This is a genomic window from Billgrantia montanilacus (assembly GCF_003336675.1).
Lineage (GTDB): Bacteria > Pseudomonadota > Gammaproteobacteria > Pseudomonadales > Halomonadaceae > Halomonas > Halomonas montanilacus.
The window spans coordinates 24,635-44,598 of record NZ_QPII01000003.1 but is presented as its reverse complement, the minus strand read 5'-3'; the positions used below and the strand labels follow the sequence as shown (position 1 = coordinate 44,598).

General features: G+C 63.8%; 16 protein-coding genes and 2 tRNA genes. 17 read left to right on the top strand and 1 reads right to left on the bottom strand.

Annotation, left to right across the window (positions count from 1 at the left end):
• The first annotated feature begins 61 nt into the window (after window positions 1-61).
• Window positions 62-3,307: a carbamoyl-phosphate synthase large subunit gene (gene carB, locus DU505_RS05570; protein WP_114478012.1), complete on the top strand. Its 3,246-nt coding sequence runs from the start codon at window positions 62-64 to the stop codon at window positions 3,305-3,307.
• The gene (greA, locus tag DU505_RS05565; protein WP_043514605.1) at window positions 3,304-3,780 is read left to right on the top strand and encodes a transcription elongation factor GreA; all 477 of its coding nucleotides are present in this window, start codon (window positions 3,304-3,306) and stop codon (window positions 3,778-3,780) included. Before carB ends, greA begins: the two co-directional genes overlap by 4 nt.
• An 86-nt stretch (window positions 3,781-3,866) precedes the next feature.
• Here greA and yhbY read toward each other — a convergent pair whose 3' ends face one another.
• Window positions 3,867-4,193 carry a ribosome assembly RNA-binding protein YhbY gene (yhbY, locus tag DU505_RS05560; protein WP_114478011.1) on the bottom strand — a complete coding sequence of 109 codons (327 nt, stop codon included), beginning with the start codon at window positions 4,191-4,193 and terminating at the stop codon, window positions 3,867-3,869.
• A 176-nt stretch (window positions 4,194-4,369) separates the two neighbouring features.
• Between yhbY and rlmE the strand changes: the two genes are divergently transcribed.
• The 15 genes from rlmE to pnp all read left to right on the top strand — a co-directional run bounded on the left by rlmE (window position 4,370) and on the right by pnp (window position 19,925).
• Complete coding sequence (gene rlmE / locus DU505_RS05555; RefSeq protein ID WP_281271452.1) at window positions 4,370-5,059, top strand: 23S rRNA (uridine(2552)-2'-O)-methyltransferase RlmE; 690 nt, start codon at window positions 4,370-4,372, stop codon at window positions 5,057-5,059.
• Between the two features lie 179 nt (window positions 5,060-5,238).
• Window positions 5,239-7,251, top strand: a complete 2,013-nt coding sequence (gene ftsH, locus DU505_RS05550; RefSeq protein WP_114478010.1) for an ATP-dependent zinc metalloprotease FtsH — start codon at window positions 5,239-5,241, stop codon at window positions 7,249-7,251.
• 89 nt (window positions 7,252-7,340) lie between these two features.
• The gene (folP, locus tag DU505_RS05545) at window positions 7,341-8,207 is read left to right on the top strand and encodes a dihydropteroate synthase (protein WP_479688573.1); all 867 of its coding nucleotides are present in this window, start codon (window positions 7,341-7,343) and stop codon (window positions 8,205-8,207) included.
• Window positions 8,200-9,549 (top strand): phosphoglucosamine mutase, encoded by a 1,350-nt coding sequence (glmM, locus tag DU505_RS05540; RefSeq protein ID WP_114478009.1) that lies wholly within the window; start codon window positions 8,200-8,202, stop codon window positions 9,547-9,549. Before folP ends, glmM begins: the two co-directional genes overlap by 8 nt.
• A gap of 73 nt (window positions 9,550-9,622) precedes the next feature.
• Window positions 9,623-10,372, top strand: coding sequence for a triose-phosphate isomerase (gene tpiA, locus DU505_RS05535; RefSeq protein ID WP_114478008.1), 750 nt, complete (start codon window positions 9,623-9,625; stop codon window positions 10,370-10,372).
• A 4-nt stretch (window positions 10,373-10,376) separates the two neighbouring features.
• Window positions 10,377-10,733 carry a preprotein translocase subunit SecG gene (secG, locus tag DU505_RS05530; RefSeq protein WP_114478007.1) on the top strand — a complete coding sequence of 119 codons (357 nt, stop codon included), beginning with the start codon at window positions 10,377-10,379 and terminating at the stop codon, window positions 10,731-10,733.
• A gap of 25 nt (window positions 10,734-10,758) precedes the next feature.
• Window positions 10,759-10,845 (top strand) — tRNA-Leu (locus tag DU505_RS05525).
• A gap of 150 nt (window positions 10,846-10,995) precedes the next feature.
• A tRNA-Met gene (locus tag DU505_RS05520) sits at window positions 10,996-11,072 on the top strand.
• Between the two features lie 214 nt (window positions 11,073-11,286).
• Window positions 11,287-11,748: a ribosome maturation factor RimP gene (gene rimP / locus DU505_RS05515; protein ID WP_114478006.1), complete on the top strand. Its 462-nt coding sequence runs from the start codon at window positions 11,287-11,289 to the stop codon at window positions 11,746-11,748.
• A 53-nt stretch (window positions 11,749-11,801) separates the two neighbouring features.
• Window positions 11,802-13,295 (top strand): transcription termination factor NusA, encoded by a 1,494-nt coding sequence (gene nusA / locus DU505_RS05510; protein WP_114478005.1) that lies wholly within the window; start codon window positions 11,802-11,804, stop codon window positions 13,293-13,295.
• Window positions 13,296-13,322: 27 nt separating this feature from the next.
• Window positions 13,323-15,863 (top strand): translation initiation factor IF-2, encoded by a 2,541-nt coding sequence (gene infB, locus DU505_RS05505; RefSeq protein WP_114478004.1) that lies wholly within the window; start codon window positions 13,323-13,325, stop codon window positions 15,861-15,863.
• An 18-nt stretch (window positions 15,864-15,881) separates the two neighbouring features.
• Window positions 15,882-16,337, top strand: a complete 456-nt coding sequence (gene rbfA / locus DU505_RS05500; protein ID WP_114478003.1) for a 30S ribosome-binding factor RbfA — start codon at window positions 15,882-15,884, stop codon at window positions 16,335-16,337.
• The gene (truB, locus tag DU505_RS05495) at window positions 16,337-17,263 is read left to right on the top strand and encodes a tRNA pseudouridine(55) synthase TruB (RefSeq protein WP_114478002.1); all 927 of its coding nucleotides are present in this window, start codon (window positions 16,337-16,339) and stop codon (window positions 17,261-17,263) included. The genes rbfA and truB overlap by 1 nt, the downstream gene beginning before the upstream one ends.
• 91 nt (window positions 17,264-17,354) lie before the next feature.
• Window positions 17,355-17,624: a 30S ribosomal protein S15 gene (gene rpsO, locus DU505_RS05490; protein ID WP_114478001.1), complete on the top strand. Its 270-nt coding sequence runs from the start codon at window positions 17,355-17,357 to the stop codon at window positions 17,622-17,624.
• A 168-nt stretch (window positions 17,625-17,792) separates the two neighbouring features.
• A complete protein-coding gene (gene pnp / locus DU505_RS05485) occupies window positions 17,793-19,925 on the top strand; it encodes a polyribonucleotide nucleotidyltransferase (RefSeq protein ID WP_181872737.1) in 2,133 nt (710 codons plus the stop codon).
• The last annotated feature ends 39 nt before the right edge of the window (window positions 19,926-19,964 follow it).

Below are 19,964 nucleotides of genomic sequence, written 5' to 3'. Positions count from 1 at the left end.
CTTCAGCGGACTCTGCGAGAGCCGCCTCACTCGTTAGCCATCACTTTTCGCGGGAACCGTCATGCCCAAACGTACCGACATAAAGAGCATCCTCATCATCGGCGCCGGCCCCATCGTCATCGGCCAGGCGTGCGAGTTCGACTATTCCGGCGCCCAGGCCTGCAAGGCGCTGCGTGAGGAGGGCTACCGGGTCATCCTGGTCAACTCCAACCCGGCCACCATCATGACCGACCCGGCCATGGCCGATGCCACCTATATCGAGCCGATCACCTGGCAGACAGTGGAGAAGATCATCGCCGCCGAGCGCCCCGATGCCCTGCTGCCGACCATGGGTGGCCAGACCGCGCTCAACTGTGCGCTGCAGCTCGACGAGCACGGCGTGCTCGAGAAGTATGGCGTGGAGATGATCGGTGCCAACGCCGACGCCATCAACAAGGCCGAGGACCGCGACCTTTTCGACAAGGCGATGAAGAACATCGGCCTGGCGTGCCCTAAGGCCAAGGTGGCGCACTCCATGGAAGAGGCCTGGGAGATCCAGGCCGAGCTGGGCTTTCCCACCATCATCCGCCCCTCCTACACCATGGGCGGCTCCGGCGGCGGCGTGGCCTACAACAAGGAGGAGTTCGAGGAGATCTGCACCCGCGGCTTCGAGCTCTCCAACAACCATGAGCTGCTCATCGACGAGTCGCTGCTGGGGTGGAAGGAGTACGAGATGGAGGTCGTTCGGGACAAGAACGACAACTGCATCATCGTCTGCGCCATCGAGAACTTCGACCCCATGGGCGTGCACACCGGCGACTCCATCACCGTGGCCCCGGCCCAGACGCTGACCGACAAGGAATACCAGATCATGCGCGACGCATCGCTTGCGGTGCTGCGCGAGATCGGCGTCGAGACCGGCGGCTCCAACGTGCAGTTCGGCGTCGACCCCAGGACGGGGCGCATGGTGATCATCGAGATGAACCCGCGGGTCTCTCGCTCCTCGGCGCTGGCCTCCAAGGCCACCGGCTTCCCGATCGCCAAGATCGCCGCCAAGCTGGCCGTCGGCTATACCCTGGATGAGCTGCAGAACGACATCACCGGCGGGCGCACCCCGGCCTCCTTCGAGCCGGCCATCGACTATGTCGTCACCAAGATTCCGCGCTTCACCTTCGAAAAGTTCCCCCAGGCCAACGACCGGCTCACCACGCAGATGAAGTCGGTGGGCGAGGTCATGGCCATCGGCCGCACCTTCCAGGAGTCGCTGCAGAAGGCGCTGCGTGGCCTTGAGACCGGCAACGACGGGCTCGACCCCAAGTTTCCTGAGTTCAAGGACGGCGAGTTCAGTGACGATGCCATGGCGCACATCAAGGGCGAGCTGCAGGCCGCCGGTGCCGAGCGCATCTTCTTCATCGCCGACGCCATGCGCGCCGGCATGAGCGTCGACGAGATATTCACCCTGACCAATATCGATCCCTGGTTCCTGGTGCAGATCGAGGAGCTGGTCCGCATCGAGCAGGAAGTGAGCAAGCGTTCACTGTCCGACTTCACCCCCCGGGAGCTGTTCGGCCTCAAGCGCAAGGGCTTCAGTGATGCCCGCCTGGCGAGCCTGCTGGGCGTCGCCGAGAAGGAGTTCCGCAAGACCCGCCAGAAGGCCGGCATCCGCCCGGTCTACAAGCGGGTGGACACCTGTTCGGCGGAGTTCGTCTCTGACACCGCCTACATGTACTCCACCTACGAGGAGGAGTGCGAGGCCGAGGTCTCGGATCGCCAGAAGATCATGGTGCTGGGCGGCGGGCCCAACCGTATCGGCCAGGGCATCGAGTTCGACTACTGTTGCGTCCATGCCGCCTTCGCCATGCACGACGACGGCTATGAGACCATCATGGTCAACTGCAACCCGGAGACCGTCTCCACCGACTACGACACCTCCGACCGCCTCTACTTCGAGCCGGTGACCCTGGAGGACGTGCTGGAGATCGCAGACAAGGAGAAGCCGGTCGGGGTGATCGTGCAGTTCGGCGGCCAGACACCGCTTAAGCTGGCCCGTGAGCTCGAGGCCGCCGGCGTGCCGATCATCGGCACCACGCCGGACGCCATCGACCGTGCCGAGGACCGCGAGCGCTTCCAGCAGATGATCGAGAAGCTGGGCCTCAAGCAGCCGCCCAACGCCACCGCGCGCAGCTTCGACGAGGCCTTCGCCAAGGCCGAGGCGATCGGCTACCCGCTGGTGGTGCGCCCCAGCTACGTGCTCGGCGGCCGGGCCATGGAGATCGTCTACGACGCCTCCGAGCTCGAGAACTACATGACCCACGCGGTGAAGGTCTCCAACGACTCGCCGGTGCTGCTCGACCACTTCCTCAATGCCGCCATCGAGATCGATATCGACGCCGTCTCCGACGGCCATCAGGTGGTGATCGGCGGCATCATGCAGCACATCGAGCAGGCCGGTGTGCACTCCGGCGACTCCGCCTGTGCGCTGCCCCCCTACTCGCTGCCCGCCGAGGTGCAGGACGAGATGCGCGAGCAGGTCAAGAAGATGGCCGTGGAGCTCGGCGTGGTGGGCCTGATGAACGTGCAGCTGGCCTGGCAGGATGGCGAGATCTATGTCATTGAGGTCAACCCCCGCGCCTCGCGTACCGTGCCCTTCGTCTCCAAGTGCATCGGCATCTCCCTGGCGCAGATCGCCGCCCGCTGCATGGCCGGCAAGACCCTGGCCGAACAGGGCTTCGAGCGTGAGATCGTGCCGCACTTCTATAGCGTCAAGGAAGCGGTCTTCCCGTTCAACAAGTTCCCCGGGGTCGATCCCATCCTGTCGCCGGAGATGAAGTCCACCGGCGAGGTGATGGGCAGTGGCGACACCTTCGCCGAGGCCTTCTACAAGGCGCAGCTGGGCGCCGGCGAGGCGATCCCGGCGCTCACGGGGGAGCGCAAGGCGTTCCTCTCGGTGCGTGATCCGGACAAGCCGGGAGTTATCGAGGTGGCCCGTTCTCTGCTAGCATTAGGGTTCGGCCTGGTCGCCACGCGTGGCACCGCTGCCGCACTCGAAGCGGCAGGCCTTCCGTTCGACATCGTCAACAAGGTCTATGAAGGCCGGCCGCATATCGTCGATCTGCTCAAGAACGACGACATCGCCTATATCGTCAATACCACCGAGGGTCGTCAGGCAATCAATGACTCCTCGGTGATCCGTCGTACCGCGCTCGCTCGCAAGGTGCCCTATGCCACGACCCTGGCAGGGGCCAGTGCCGTTTGCATGGCGCTCGAATATGGCGATGGCATTACGGTACGTCGGTTACAGGAACTGCATGCAGGAGCTACGCAATGAACAAGGTCCCCATGACCGTTGCCGGCGAGGCACGCCTGCGCAAGGAGCTGGAGTACCTGAAGGGCGAGGCGCGCCCCAAGGTGATCGCCGATATCGCCGATGCCCGCGAGCATGGCGATCTCAAGGAGAATGCCGAATACCACGCCGCCCGCGAGCAGCAGGGCTTCATCGAGGGGCGCATCAAGGAGATCGAGAGCAAGCTCTCGGCGGCCCAGGTGATCGATGTCATGAAGCTGCCGCAGACCGGCAAGGTGATCTTCGGCGTCACCGTCGAGCTGATCAACCTCAACAATGACGAGACGGTGACCTACCAGATCGTTGGCGAGGACGAGGCCGAGATCAAGGCCGGCAAGATCTCGGTGACGTCACCCATTGCCCGTGCCCTGATCGGCAAGGAGGAGGGCGACGTGGTGGTGGTCAACACACCCGGTGGCGAAGTGGAGTATGAGATCGCCGGCGTCGAGCATCGCTGAGCCGGCGAAAAGCGAACAACCCCCGGCGACGCGGGTCGCGGGGGTTGTCGAGGGCTGCTGGTTGCAGCCCTGTATGCGGCTAGGCTTCAGTGACGGCCGTGGTGGTCCTCGAAGCGCTTGACGTTGGAGAGCTTGGGGTTGCCCTTGGGGTTGGCTCGATAGAGCAGTGCCATCTTTCCGATGGTCTGTACCCGCTCGGCACGGCTGGCTGCGAGCAGCGCCTCCAGCGCGGCGGCGCGATCGTCGCGTTCGGCCAGGGCCAGCTTGACCTTGATCAGCTCGTGGTCGCTGAGCGCGCGATCGAGCTCGGCCAGCAGCCCCTCGGATACGCCGTTCTCGGATACCGTTACCACCGGGGTGAGGTGGTGGCCGATACTGCGAAATGCTTTCTTTTGTGCCTGTGACAAGCTCATGGTATGTTGCGTCTTCCCGGTTGCGCTCAGCGCACCATGGTACGGTGAAATGCGCCTCGACGAAAGCAATCAAGTGCTTCTCGGCGGCAACCGTCTCGCTACGTTCCTTGCCGTTTCAGGCATCGGCCTGCTGGCTTTATCGACCCTTATTTCAAACGATGCTTCAAGGTGATGCCGTGGCTCGCTCCACTTCCTCCTCGCGTAGCAATGCGTCCAGCGCCAATGCCGGCGACAAGCGTGCGGCTGGCGGTGCCAGCAAGACCAGCAAAGGCTGGCTGAAGGAGCACTTCGACGACCGTTTCGTGCAGCAGAGCTGGCAGGACGGCTACCGCAGCCGGGCCAGCTACAAGCTGCTGGCGCTGGACGAGAAGGACCGGCTGTTCAAGCCGGGGATGGCTGTGATCGACCTGGGGGCGGCGCCGGGTGGCTGGAGTCAGGTGGCCGCCGATAAGGTGGGGCCCGAAGGCGTGGTGATCGCCTCGGACATCCTGGAGATGGACGCCCTTGCCGGCGTCGACTTCATTCAGGGTGATTTCACCGAGGAATCGGTGCTCGAGGCGATACTCGCGACCCTGGGGAATCGGCCGGTGGACCTTGTGATGTCCGACATGGCCCCCAATATGAGTGGTATGGCGGCCATCGACCAGCCACAGGCCATGTACCTGGTCGAGCTGGCGCTCGATCTGGCTCGCCAGACGCTGAAACCGCAAGGACGTTTCCTGGCCAAGGTGTTCCAGGGCGAAGGCTTCGACGCCTATCTCAAGGAGCTGCGCAGCAGCTTTGGCCGGGTGGTGACCCGCAAGCCGGAAGCCTCGCGCGCTCGTTCGCGTGAAGTGTACCTGCTGGCGGAAGGATTTCGCGGCTGAGCCCCGGCTCGGCCACAATGATAGTCAAAGACTAACGGCGCAATGGCCGGACAGGGCTGCTCAACTATGTCACAGTATGGGCAGACATAGCCCCCGCGGCTGGGCGGAACACGCCCCGCCGCGCGTGGTCTTACAAACAGGCGTTTCGGCCGACAGATGCTTGCAACGAGGGTAGGCCCTTGAACGATATGGCAAAGAACCTGATTCTGTGGTTGGTTATCGCCGCAGTATTGCTGACGGTATTCAACAACTTTACCGTCGATACCGCACCACAGAAGATGAACTACTCTCAGTTCGTCCAGCAGGTGCAGAACCAGCAGATCCGCAGCGTGACCATTGATGGTTACACGATCACCGGTGAGCGACAGGATGGTTCGGAATTCCAGACCATTCGGCCTTCGGCGGAAGATCCGCGTCTGATGGACGACCTGTTGAGCAACAATGTCACCGTGGTCGGCACGGAGCCGCAGCAGCAGAGCCTGTGGACGCGGCTGCTGATCGCTAGCTTCCCGATTCTGCTGATCCTGGCCATCTTCATGTTCTTCATGCGCCAGATGCAGGGTGGTGGCGGTGGCAAGGGCGGGCCGATGAGCTTCGGCAAGTCCAAGGCCAAGCTGCTCTCCCAGGATCAGATCAAGACCACCTTCGCCGACGTGGCCGGCTGCGACGAGGCCAAGGAGGAGGTCGAGGAACTGGTCGACTTCCTGCGCGACCCCACCAAGTTCCAGCGTCTGGGCGGTACCATTCCCCGTGGCGTGCTGATGGTGGGCCCGCCGGGTACCGGCAAGACGCTGCTCGCCAAGTCCATTGCCGGTGAGGCCAAGGTACCGTTCTTCTCCATCTCCGGCTCCGATTTCGTCGAGATGTTTGTCGGTGTGGGTGCGTCCCGCGTGCGCGACATGTTCGAGCAGGCCAAGAAGCAGGCACCCTGCATCATCTTCATTGACGAGATCGATGCCGTGGGCCGTTCGCGCGGTGCCGGCATGGGCGGTGGCAACGACGAACGCGAGCAGACCTTGAACCAGCTGCTGGTGGAAATGGACGGCTTCGAGGCCAATGAGGGCGTCATCGTCATCGCCGCCACCAACCGTCCCGACGTGCTCGACCCGGCGCTGCTGCGTCCGGGGCGCTTCGACCGCCAGGTGGTGGTGCCTCTGCCCGACATTCGTGGCCGCGAGCATATCCTCAATGTGCACCTGCGCAAGGTGCCGCTGGGTGACGACGTCAAGCCATCCTTGATCGCTCGTGGCACGCCCGGCTTCTCCGGCGCCGACCTGGCCAACCTGGTCAACGAGGCGGCGCTGTTCGCCGCGCGGCGCAACAAGCGCTTGGTGGGCATGGAAGAGCTCGAGCTGGCCAAGGACAAGATCATGATGGGCGCCGAGCGCAAGTCCATGGTCATGACCGACAAGGAGAAGCTCAACACTGCCTATCACGAGTCGGGCCACGCCATCATCGGCCTGGTGATGCCGGAGCACGATCCTGTCTACAAGGTCACGATCATTCCGCGCGGTCGCGCTTTGGGCGTGACCATGTTCCTGCCGGAGGAGGATCGCTACAGCCTGTCGCGCCAGCAGATCATCAGCCAGATATGCTCGCTGTTCGGCGGCCGTATCGCCGAGCAGATGACGCTGGGGCCAAACGGAGTGACCACGGGGGCGTCGAACGACATCAAGCGTGCCACCGAACTGGCCCACAACATGGTAGCCAAGTGGGGCCTCTCAGAGGAGATGGGGCCGATCATGTACGACGAGGACGAGTCCCACCAGTTCCTCGGCGGCCCCGGCCAGGGCGGCAAGCTCAAGTCCGGCGAGACCAACACGCGCATCGACAAGGAGGTGCGCAAGATCATCGACGAGTGCTATGCCAAGGCGCAGCAGATCCTCGAGGAGAACCGCGACAAGCTCGACGCCATGGCCGATGCGCTGATGCTCTACGAGACCATCGATGCCGACCAGCTCCGCGATATCATGGAAGGGCGTTCGCCGCGGCCACCCAAGGACTGGGAAGACGGCGACTCCAGCAGCGGTGCGCCGGTGACTGGTGAGGAGCCGCCCCGCAGCGAAGAGCCCGAGGTGGCCGAGCCCACCGATAGCGGTGGTGGCGAGGGTGGTGACAGCGGCGATGAGGACGAAGACGACGAACCACGCCGCCGTCCCTCCGACCCGCTGGGTGGCCCCGCCGGGTCCTGATTTCGCCCCATCGCAGGCAGGCGCCCCATTGGGGCGCCTTTGCCGTGCGGGTAACCGTTTCGTCAGCATGCCGCCACAGGACCGACTGCATGATGGATACCGCTTCACCGACCTGGCTGCCGTGTGGGCGTCATCGTCTCGACCTCTCCTACCCCCGCATTATGGGGATCCTCAACGTCACTCCCGACTCCTTCTCCGATGGAGGCAGACATGTCGTCATCGACGATGCCGTGCGGCATGCCGAACGTATGCTCGCCGAAGGGGCGGCAATCGTCGATGTGGGCGGTGAGTCCACCCGCCCGGGCTCCCAGGCAGTTTCCACACAGCAGGAGCTGGACCGGGTGATGCCGGTGGTCGAACGGCTGGTCCGCGAGCTCGACGCTCTGGTGTCGGTGGATACCAGCAACCCCCGGGTGATGCGCGAGACCGCCGCCCTGGGTGCTGGCATGATCAACGATGTGCGCGCCCTGCAGCGTGAAGGGGCGATTGAGGCGGCCCTGGGCACCGGCCTGCCGGTCTGTCTCATGCACATGCAGGGCGAGCCGCGGGACATGCAGCAATCGCCTCGCTATGATGTGGCGGTGGAGGCGTCTGTCAGCGATTTCCTTGCGTCGCGTATCGCCGCCTGCGAGGCGATAGGGCTGCGCAGCGAGCGCCTGCTACTCGACCCGGGCTTCGGCTTCGGCAAGAGCGTCGAGCACAACCTGCGCCTGCTCAACCGTATGGAGTCGCTGGCGAAGCTGGGTCACCCGCTGATGGTCGGGCTATCGCGCAAGAGCATGATCGGCAAGGTGCTTGGCCGGCCGGTGGAGGAGCGCCTGCCGGGCGGCCTGGCGTTGGCATCGCTGGCCGTCGAGCGCGGTGCAAGAATTCTGCGTGTCCACGATGTCGGCCCAGTCCTGGATGCGGTGAACATGACATGGGCCGTGCTTAGGGAAGGCTGCGAGAATGACTAAACGCTATTTCGGAACCGATGGAATTCGAGGCACGGTGGGTGAGCCTCCGATAACCGCCGACTTCATGCTGAAGTTGGGCTGGGCCATGGGGCGGGTGCTGGCCCGGGACAACGGGCGCGCTCGTGTGCTGATCGGCAAGGATACCCGGATCTCGGGCTACATGTTCGAATCGGCGCTGGAGGCCGGGCTTTCGGCGGCGGGTGTCGATGTGGCTCTGCTCGGTCCGATGCCCACGCCGGGGATCGCCTATCTGACTCGGACCTTCCGGGCCGATGCCGGTATCGTCATTTCGGCGTCGCACAACCCCTTTGCCGACAACGGCATCAAGTTCTTCTCCACCGAAGGCACCAAGCTGGCCGACGAGATCGAGGGGCGCATCGAGGCGATGCTCGACGAGCCGCTGACCACCGTGGCGGCCGATCGCCTGGGGAAGGCCGTGCGCATCGACGATGCCGCCGGCCGCTACATCGAGTTCTGCAAGTCCACGATTCCCCACCGGGTCAACCTGCAGGGGTTGAAGATCGTCCTGGACTGCGCCCACGGGGCGACCTATCACATCGCTCCCAGCGTCTTCCGCGAGCTGGGTGCCGAGATCAGCCTGGTGGGGGCTAGCCCCGACGGGTTGAACATCAACCGCGAGGTGGGGTCCACGTTTCCGGCCACGCTGCGCGCCGCGGTGATTCAGCAGGGTGCCGACCTGGGCGTCGCCTTCGATGGTGATGGTGACCGGGTATTGATGGTCGATGCCGACGGTCGCGAGATCGACGGCGACGATATCCTTTACCTGATCGCCAAGGACCGTCACCAGCGGGGGCAGCTCAACGGCGGCGTGGTGGGCACCCTGATGACCAACTTCGGGCTGGCCATGGCGCTGGAGGCCATGGGCGTTCCCTTCGAGCGCGCCAAGGTCGGTGACCGCTACGTGGTGGAGCGCCTGGTTGCCAACGGCTGGCAGCTGGGTGGCGAGTCGTCCGGCCACATCGTCTGTGCCGATGTGCAGAGTACCGGCGATGGCATCGTCTCGGCGCTGCAGGTGCTGGCGATAATGGTTTGCGAGGGCAAGTCGCTGCAGGCACTTCTCGCCGGGCTGGAGAGGGTGCCCCAGGTGCTGGTCAATGTACGCTTGCCGCCGGGTAGCGATGCCAAGGCGCTGATGGCGAGCTCGGCGGTCAAGGATGCGGTGGCCGCCATGGAGTCGGAGCTGGGCGACGAGGGTCGCGTATTGCTGCGCCCATCGGGCACCGAGCCGCTGATTCGCGTGATGGTCGAGGGGCGGGCGCATCTCGATGTGGAGGGCATGGCCCGGCGCCTGGCAGCCGAAGTGGAGCAGCAGTTGGGTTGACGACCGCGCCGGATGGTTGTCTTGGCCCGACGCCTCCTATACCATTTCGCACCACTTTGAAAGAGGACGCAGCATGCGAACGCCGCTGATCGCCGGGAACTGGAAGATGAACGGTTCGGCCGCTCTGGTCGAGGATTTCGGTCGTGCCTTTCCTCGTACCGTGCTTCCGGCGTCGCTGGATGTGGTCGTACTGCCGCCCTTTCCCTATCTGGACATGGCGCAGCGGGCCTTTGCCGATAGCCCTCTCGAACTGGGCGCCCAGACGCTGAACCCGCTGCATTCCGGCGCCCGCACGGGCGAGGTCAGCGGTCAGATGCTCCGGGAGTTCGGGGTCAAGTATGCGCTGGTGGGACACTCCGAGCGTCGCCAGCTCTATCGCGAGAACGACGAAGCCGTGCACGATCGACTGCTGGCGGCGCTGAGCGTCGACATCACGCCGATTCTCTGCGTGGGCGAGAGCCTCGAAGAGCGGGATGCGGGCCGTACCATGGAGGTGGTGCTGGGTCAGGTGGGCTACGTGATGGCGCGCCTCGAGCCGGTACAGCGCCCACGGGTGGTCATCGCCTATGAGCCCGTCTGGGCGATCGGCACCGGCCGCACGGCGACGCCCGGTCAGGCCCAGGAGGTCATGGCCGGGATCCGCAAGTATCAAGCCAGTTTCGATCGCGAGCTGGCGGCAGGGATGCGATTGCTTTACGGCGGCAGCATGAACGCGAACAACGCGGCTGAGCTGCTGGCCCAGCCGGACATCGACGGCGGCCTTGTGGGCGGTGCTTCGCTCAAGGTCGACGATTTTCTAGCCATTTGTCAGTCAGCAGGTTGAATCCATGCAAGTTGCCATTCTCATGATCCATGTGGTGATCGCTATCGCCCTGGTCGTCCTCATCCTGCTGCAGCAGGGCAAGGGCGCCGAAGCCGGTGCCGCCTTCGGTGGCGGCGCCTCCCAGACCGTATTCGGCTCGCGGGGCAGCGGCGGCTTCCTGGCCCGCGCCACGGCAGTGCTGGCGTTCACCTTCTTCGCCACATCGCTGGCCCTGGCCTGGTATGCCACTCAGGCCCAGTCGCCGGAAGTCGGTATTCCCGATTCTCGCCTGATCGAACAGCAGAACGGCGTGCCGACCCTTGACGACGACGCCCGTGACATGGATAATGCCGCGCCAGTGCTGGAAGAAAGCAACGACTAAGGTTGTCGCTCCAGTCATCAAGAAAGCCGAAGTGGTGGAATTGGTAGACACGCTATCTTGAGGGGGTAGTGACCGTAAGGTCGTGCGGGTTCAAGTCCCGCCTTCGGCACCATCTGAAACGCCGTGATCCGAGTACATGACAGGGGATCGCGAGACGACAGAAGCAGGATTGGCACCAGGAAGGTTGTAACAGCAAGGTTGTAAGCGCCATCGCCGCTTGACTCAAGCGCATCAGGCACCTACAATCGCCGACCTGGAATGTTGCGGGGTGGAGCAGTCTGGTAGCTCGTCGGGCTCATAACCCGAAGGTCATCGGTTCAAATCCGGTCCCCGCTACCATCTTCCGGTCAGCTGTCTTGCGAGACAGTCATGAGTGAGGAAGTGGTACTACAGGTTTCTTGTGAAAGGCCCCTTCCTGTGAAGGGGCTTTTTGTTAGCAGCTTACTGTCGGCTCGGGCCGGCAGCGCTTATCTGGGCAACGCCAATCAGCCACCTAGCTTTCCTGTTTACTCCCGGCCAGGTGCCTGATGCAACGGCTGTAGGAGCTTTCTCTGTGGCACTCAAGGACGCTGCGCTGTATGCGCTGATCGAGCCGGTGGTCACCGCCATGGGATTCGAACTCTGGGGTATCGACTATCGTCCCCAGGGCAAGCATTCCCGTCTTGTGATCTACATTGATCATGCCGAGGGTGTGAGCGTGGATCACTGCGCTGATATCAGTCGCCAGGTCAGTGCCGTACTCGACGTGGAAGACCCCATACCGGGTGAATATCGCCTGGAGGTCTCGTCGCCGGGTATGGACCGCCCGCTCTTCACCCTGGACCACTTCGCCCGCTATGCGGGTCATGAGGTGGCGCTGAAGCTGCGGGTACCCTTCGATGGGCGACGCAAGTTTCAGGGGCTGCTGGCCGGCATCGAGGAGGATGAGGTGCTGTTGCAGCAGGACGGCGAAGAGTATTGCTTTCCCATCGAAAGCATCGATCAGGCACGTGTGGTGCCCCGGTTCGAAGACTGAGGTCGAGGGCTGAGGTCGGTGCATATGGACAGGTTTTCTGGCGAGGCAAAGGCATGAGTAAAGAAATTCTGACGGTCGTCGATGCGATCTCCAATGAAAAAGGCGTGCCCCGCGACGTGATCTTCGAGGCCGTCGAGGCGGCGCTGGCCAGCGCGTCACGCAAGCGCTTCGAGGGTCGGGAAGTCAGCGTGCGCGTTCATATCGATCGCTATACGGGCGAGTACGAGACGTTCCGTCGCTGGGAAGTGGTGGAGGACGACGAGTTCGAGAATCCCGACGCCGAGATCAAGGAGTCCTTCGCCGAGCGTCGCGATCCGCCGCTGAAGTTGGGCGACGTGGTTGAGGAGCAGATCGAGAATGCCGCCTTCGGCCGCATTGCTGCCCAGACCGCCAAGCAGGTCATCGTGCAGAAAGTGCGCGAGGCAGAACGGGCCGAGGTCGTTCGCCAGTATGCCGAGCGCGAGGGCGAGCTGGTTGCCGGTATCGTCAAGAAGACTACCCGCGACGGCCTGATCATCGACCTGGGCGACAACGCCGAGGCATTCCTGCCCCGCAGCGAGATGATCCCGGGCGAGCGCTATCGCATGAACGATCGGGTGCGGGCACTGCTGACCAAGGTCGATGCCGACGCGCGTGGCGCCCAGCTGATCCTGTCGCGAACCTGCCCCGAACTGATCATCGAACTGTTCAAGATCGAGGTGCCGGAGATTGCCGAGCAGCTCATCGAGATCAAGGGTGCTGCCCGCGATCCCGGCTCCCGGGCCAAGATCGCGGTCAAGACCAACGATCGGCGCATCGACCCGGTGGGTGCCTGTGTCGGCATGCGCGGTTCCCGCGTGCAGGCGGTATCCAGTGAGCTGCAGAATGAGCGCGTCGATATCATTCTATGGGACGACAACCCCGCCCAATTGGTGATCAACGCCATGGCGCCGGCGGATGTCGGCTCGATCCTCGTCGATGAGGATGCCCACGCCATGGACGTGGCGGTCGCCGAGGACAACCTGGCCCAGGCCATTGGCCGCAGCGGCCAGAACGTGCGGCTGGCCTCGGAGCTCACCGGCTGGCGAATCAACGTCATGACCGAGGGCGAGGCCGAAGACAAGCGCGAGCAGGAGATCGATAGCCTGGTCGAGCATTTCATTCAGCATCTGGAGATCGAGGATGATCTTGCCCGGCTGCTGGTGGAGGAGGGTTTCACCACCCTGGAAGAGATCGCCTACGTGCCCCTCGAGGAAATTCTCGAAATCGAGGAGCTCGATGAGGAACTGGTGGAAGAGCTGCGTGCGCGTGCCAAGGATGAACTGCTGAACCTGGCCATCGCCTCCGAGGAGGAGCTGGACGGTGCTCAGCCGGCCGACGACCTGCTGGAGATGGAGGGCATGGAGCGTCATCTGGCCTTCATTCTGGCTAGCCGCGGCATTGTCACCATGGAGGACCTCGCCGAGCAGTCCGTCGACGATCTGATGGACATCGAGGGCATGGACGAGGAGCGCGCTGCATCACTGATCATGACTGCCCGTGCGCCCTGGTTCGCGGACGAACAGTAAACGGGTCACGGGCTGAGGAGGGTCAACATGTCAGAAATGACCGTTAAAGATTTTGCAGCGAAGGTGGGGCGCGACGTCCCTCGCCTGCTGGAACAGATGAAAGAAGCTGGGCTTGAGCACAAGGTCGAGACTGATGCGGTGTCAGAAGAGGACAAGCGTCAGCTGCTCGACTATCTCACCAAGAGCCATGGTGGTAGCGGCGGTGCAGGGGCCAAGAATCGCATTACCCTGACCCGCAAGACCAGGAGCCGCATCAAGACCGGTGAGCGGGGCAAGACCATCGAGGTGCAGGTGCGCAAGAAGCGTACCTATGTCAAGCGTGCCGAGGATGAGGCGCCGGCTCCCGAGCCGGTGGAGGATGCCGGTCCTCGCCAGCTGGTAGGTGACATGGCGGATTCACGGGCCAAGCGCGAAGCGCAGGACGCCGAGGATGCCAAGGAGCGTGCCGCCGAGCGGCAGGCCCGGGAGGAGGCAGCCAAGGCCGAGGCCGAAGCACCCGTCCCCGCCGAGCAGCCAGCCCCAGCCAAGGTGGCCGAGGTGCCGCAGATTCCCGTCCCCGAGCTGGATCAGTCGGAGCCTTCGGCAGAGCCGCCGGCCCCGCCCAAGGAGGGTCGCAGCGATCGCCGCACGGCACCGCCGAAGAAGGCGGCTGCCAAGAAGGGGCGTGGTCGTGACGATGAGGATCGTGGCGATCGCGAAGAGCGTCGTCGCGGCGGTGCCGCCAAGAAGGCCAAGCGCTCCGAGCGTCGTGGCAGCCGCCGCGGTGGCTCCCAGGGCGGCGGCCAGCACGGCTTCCAGAAGCCGACGCAGCCGATCGTGCGCGAAGTCTCCATCCCTGAGTCGATCAGCGTCGCTGAGCTAGCCGACAAGATGTCGATCAAGGCCAACGAGGTCATCAAGGCGATGTTCACCATGGGTGCGGCGGTGACCATCAACCAGACCATCGACCAGGACACCGCGGCCATCGTGGTCGAGGAGATGGGCCACAAGCCCAAGCTGGTCAAGGATGATGCGCTGGAAACCGAAGTGCTGTCCGGCATCTCCTACGAGGGCGACGAGATCACCCGTTCGCCGGTGGTCACGGTCATGGGTCACGTCGACCACGGCAAGACCTCGCTGCTCGACTATATTCGCAAGGCCAAGGTGGCCACCGGTGAGGCTGGCGGTATCACCCAGCACATCGGCGCCTACCACGTGGAAGACAAGCACGGCGGCGTTACCTTCCTCGATACCCCGGGCCACGCGGCGTTCACCGCCATGCGTGCTCGTGGTGCCAAGGCCACCGACGTGGTCATCCTGGTGGTGGCCGCCGACGACGGCGTCATGCCCCAGACGATCGAGGCGATCGAGCACTCCAAGGCAGCGGAAGTGCCGATGGTGGTGGCGGTCAACAAGATCGACAAGGAAGGCGCGGACTTCGACCGTATCCGCAACGAACTTTCCCAGCACGGCGTCATTTCCGAGGAGTGGGGCGGCGATACGCAGTTCGTCCACGTCTCGGCCAAGACCGGTGAAGGCATCGATGCGCTGCTCGAGGCGATACTGCTCGTCTCCGAAGTGCTCGAGCTCAAGGCGGTACCCGAGGCACCCGGCAAGGGTGTGGTGGTCGAGTCGCGCCTCGACAAGGGACGCGGCCCGGTGGCCACCGTTCTGGTCCAGAACGGCACCCTGCGCAAGGGCGACATCGTCCTGGCCGGCCTGCACTACGGCCGCGTACGTGCGCTGACCAACGAGCTCGGCCAGCAGGTCGACGCCGTGGGCCCGGCGATGCCGGTGGAGATCCAGGGCCTCGACGGTACCCCGGATGCCGGTGACGACTTCATGGTGGTGGCCGACGAGAAGAAGGCACGCGAAGTCGCCAACTTCCGCCAGGGCAAGTACCGCGAGGTGCGTCTGGCGCGTCAGCAGAAGGCCAAGCTGGAGAACATGTTCAGCCAGATGGGCCAGGACGAAGTGGCCAAGGTCAACATCGTGCTGAAGGCCGATGTGCAGGGCTCGCTGGAAGCGATCAAGGGCGCCCTGGAAGAGCTCTCCACCGGCGAAGTCGAAGTGGCTGTGGTCTCCTCCGGCGTGGGCGGCATCACCGGTACCGATGCCAACCTGGCGCTGGCCTCCGAGGCCATCGTGGTCGGCTTCAACGTCCGTGCCGATGCGGCCGCCCGTGAGATCATCGAGCGCGAAGGCCTGGATCTGCGCTACTACAGCGTGATCTATCAACTGATCGACGAGGTCAAGCAGGCCATGAGCGGCATGCTGGCACCGGAGTGGAAGGAAGAGATCGTCGGCGTGGCCGAGGTTCGTGACGTCTTCCGCGCACCGAAGATCGGCGCCGTGGCGGGCTGCATGGTGGTCGAGGGCAACGTGCATCGCAACAAGAAGATCCGCGTGCTGCGCGACAACGTGGTCATCTACGAAGGCGAGCTCGAGTCCCTGCGTCGCTTCAAGGACGATGTCAACGAAGTGCGTAATGGCATGGAGTGCGGCATCGGCGTGAAGAACTACAACGACGTCCAGGTTGGCGACAAGATCGAAGTCTTCGATCAGGTCAAGGTCGAGCGGACGCTCTAACCGGCCGAGGAGTCGAGCATGCGCGAATTCAAGCGTACCGACCGTGTCGGCGATCAGCTGCAGAAGGAGCTGGCGGTACTGATCCAGCGCGAGGTCAAGGACCCGCGCCTGGGGATGGTCACCGTCAGCGGCGTCGAGGTCAGTCGTGACCTCGGCTATGCCGACGTCCACGTGACCCTGCTGGGCGAGGAGGACCCCGAACGTATCCGGGAGAATCTCAAGGTGCTCAAGCAGGCCGCGGGTTTCCTGCGCAGCCAGGTCGCCCGGCGCATCAAGCTGCGCCACGTGCCGGAGCTGCGCTTTCATTACGATGAGAGCGTGGTGCGTGGTCAGCGGCTGTCGTCGCTGATCGACGAGGCCGTCTCACGCGATCGTGCCCGTAACGAGGCGGAGGACGGCGAGGCTTCTGGCAATCGAGACGGCGACGTCGCTGACGGCCAGGCGCCCAGCGGCAACGAGGACGAGAGGGACTGATGGCGCGTCGACGTCGCGGTCTGCCAGTGAACGGGGTGCTGCTGCTCGACAAGCCCCAGGGTGCGTCGAGCAACCATGCCCTGCAGCGTGCCCGGCGCCTGTTCCAGGCGCAGAAGGCGGGCCACACCGGCACGCTCGACCCCATGGCGACCGGGCTGTTGCCGGTCTGCTTCGGCGAGGCGACCAAGTTCTCCTCGTTCCTGCTGGAGGCCGACAAGGTCTATCGTACCCGCATTCAACTGGGTGTGGTGACCGATACCGGTGACGCCGAGGGCGAGGTGATCGAGCGCCATGCGGTACCGGAACTGGGCGAGACGGACCTGGAGAGGGTGCTTGCGCGGTTTCGCGGCGAGATCGAACAGGTGCCACCGATGTACTCGGCGCTCAAGCATCAGGGGCGCAAACTCTACGAGCTGGCCCGCGAGGGCAAGACGGTGGAGCGTGCAGCCCGTCGCGTGACGGTGTATGATGCGCGCCTTCTGGCCCATGATGGCGATGCCTTCACGCTGGAAGTGCGCTGCAGCAAGGGCACCTACATCCGCACCCTGGCCGAGGACATCGGCCGGGCGCTGGGATGCGGCGCCCATATCACGGCGCTGAGGCGGCTCAAGACCGGCCCCTTCGACGCCAGCGACATGGTCGCCTTCGAGGGGCTGGAGGCCCAGCCAGGCCAGGCCGACCTCGAGGCAAGGCTGCTGCCGGTCGATGTGCTGGTTGCGCACCTGCCCTCGCTCGACCTCGATGCCGAGGCTGCGGCGCGGTTGCAGCATGGGCAGTCGGCGGTCGTCGCGCCCAAGGCCCTGGCGCCGGAAGCGACGACAAGACTCTATCACGACGGGATCTTTATCGGTCTCGGCGTGGTCAGGGTGGCAGGGGAAATCGTTCCCCGCCGCCTGCTGAGTACCGCCACGGCGGACTCGGCGTAAGACCAGCGCCTTCGGGCGCAGGCGTGGAGACTGCAAATATGCGTGGTCTCCGACATTCATTACTCAGGCATATTGCTTACTGGAGAGAAAGATGGCACTTACCGCCGAAAAGAAGGCTGAAATCGTTAGTGAATTCAGTCGTGGTGACAACGACACCGGTTCCCCCGAAGTGCAGGTAGCCCTGCTCAGCGCCAACATCGACGGCCTGCAGGATCACTTCAAGACCAACAAGCAGGATCACCACTCACGTCGTGGCCTGATCCGCATGGTCAACCAGCGCCGCAAGCTGCTTGACTACCTGAAGCGCAAGGATTTCGAGCGTTATCAGGCACTGATCCAGCGTCTGGGCCTGCGTCGTTAATCGACGTTTTCCAGCGCCATAATGAACGGGCAGCCCATCGGGCTGCCCGTTTCGTGTTTGTGGGGCGGAAATGTCGCTAACCGGTGGCCCTGACGCGCGTCAACCCCTAAAATAGTCGCCGAGTCAAAACGACCCAAACACAGAAAAGTAACGTTGAAGGAAGTCGCCGTGAATCCGGTCAAGAAAACATTTCAGTACGGTCGCAGCACCGTCACCCTGGAAACCGGGCGCATCGCCCGCCAGGCCAGCGGTGCCGTGTTGGTCACCATGGACGACACCGTGGTGCTGTGCACCGTCGTTGCCAAGAAAGAGCTCAAGCCAGGGCAGGACTTCTTCCCCCTGGCGGTGTTCTATCAAGAGAAAACCTACGCGGTCGGCAAGATCCCCGGCGGCTTCTTCAAGCGCGAGGGGCGTCCCACCGAGAAGGAGACCCTCACTTCTCGCCTGATCGATCGCCCGATCCGCCCGCTGTTCCCCAAGGGCTTCATGAACGAGGTACAGGTGATCTGTACCGTGCTCTCCACCGACCGCAACCATGATCCGGACATTGCCGCCATGCTCGGCACCTCCGCGGCGCTGTGCATCGCCGGCGTACCGTTCAACGGCCCCCTGGGTGCCGCGCGGGTGGGCTTCGACGAGGAGAAAGGGTATTTTCTCAATCCCACCGTGGAAGAGCTTGCCAACTCCGAGCTGAACATGGTCGTCGCCGGTACCGAGAAAGCGGTGCTGATGGTCGAGTCCGAGGCCAAGGAGCTGCTCGAGGACGAAATGCTGGGCGCCGTGCTGTATGGCCACCAGGAGATGCAGGTCGCCATCGAGGCCATCAAGGAGCTGACCGTCGAGGCCGGCAAGCCGAAGTGGGACTGGCAGCCCCCCGCCGAGAACACGCCCCTCAAGGAGGCCATTGCACAGGGCTTCGAAGCCAAGGTGGGCGAGGCCTATCGTGTCACCGACAAGATGGCCCGGCAGGACGCCTTGTCGGCACTCAAGGCCGCGGCCGTCGAGCAGCTGGCCGGTGAAGAGGAAGGCAAGTTCGACGCAGACGAAGTCAAGGGTGCCTTCGCCGCGCTGGAGAAGCGTGTGGTGCGCTCTCGTGTGGTCAAGGGCGAGCCACGCATCGACGGCCGCGACCAGAAGACCGTGCGTCCGTTGAATATCGAAGTGGGTAGCCTGCCCAAGACCCACGGTTCGTCGATCTTCACCCGCGGTGAGACCCAGGCGATCGTCATCGCCACCCTGGGCACCCTGCGCGATGCCCAGCTGATCGAGTCGCTGGAAGGGGAGCGCAAGGATCGCTTCATGCTGCACTACAACTTCCCTCCCTATTGCGTCGGTGAGGCCGGCTTCATGGGCGGGCCCAAGCGTCGCGAAATCGGCCACGGACGCCTGGCGCGTCGCAGTATCGAGGCGATGCTGCCCACGTCCGAGGACTTCCCCTATACCATCCGGGTGGTCTCCGAGATCACCGAGTCCAACGGCTCCAGCTCAATGGCGTCCGTGTGCGGCTCCTCGCTGGCGCTGATGGACGCCGGCGTACCGATGAAGGCACCGGTGGCGGGTATCGCCATGGGCCTGGTCAAGGATGCCGACGGTTTCGCCGTGCTGACCGATATCCTGGGTGATGAGGATCACCTCGGCGACATGGACTTCAAGGTGGCCGGTAGCGCCGAGGGTGTGACCGCCCTGCAGATGGACATCAAGATCGAGGGCATCAATGAGGAGATCATGGAGGTGGCCCTGCAGCAGGCCAACCAGGCTCGCCTGCATATCCTCCAGCAGATGAATGATGTGATCGCTCAGAGCCGTGCCGAGGTGTCCGAAAACGCCCCCTCCATGGCGACCATCAAGATCGATCCGGACAAGATCCGTGACGTCATCGGCAAGGGCGGTGCCACCATTCGCAAGATCTGCGAAGACACCGGCGCCTCCATCGATCTCGACGACGACGGTACCGTGCGTATCTACGCCGAGGACAAGGCCGCGGCCAAGAAGGCCATCGATACCGTGCTGGCGATTACCGCCGAGGCGGAAATCGGCAAACTCTACCGCGGCAAGGTGGTGCGTATCGCCGACTTCGGTGCCTTCATCAACATCATGCCGGGAACCGACGGCCTGGTGCACATCTCGCAGATCGTGCCCGAGCGTGTCAACGACGTGCGAGACTTCCTCAACGAGGGCGACGAAGTCATCGTCAAGGTGCTCGACATCGACAACCGCAACCGGGTGAAGCTCTCCATCAAGGAGATCACCCCGGAAGAGAAGGCCGCCTTCGAAGCGGCGGAAGCCGAACCTGTCGCCTGAGACAGCCAGGGCTTCAACGAAAACCGCCCCCATGGCCTG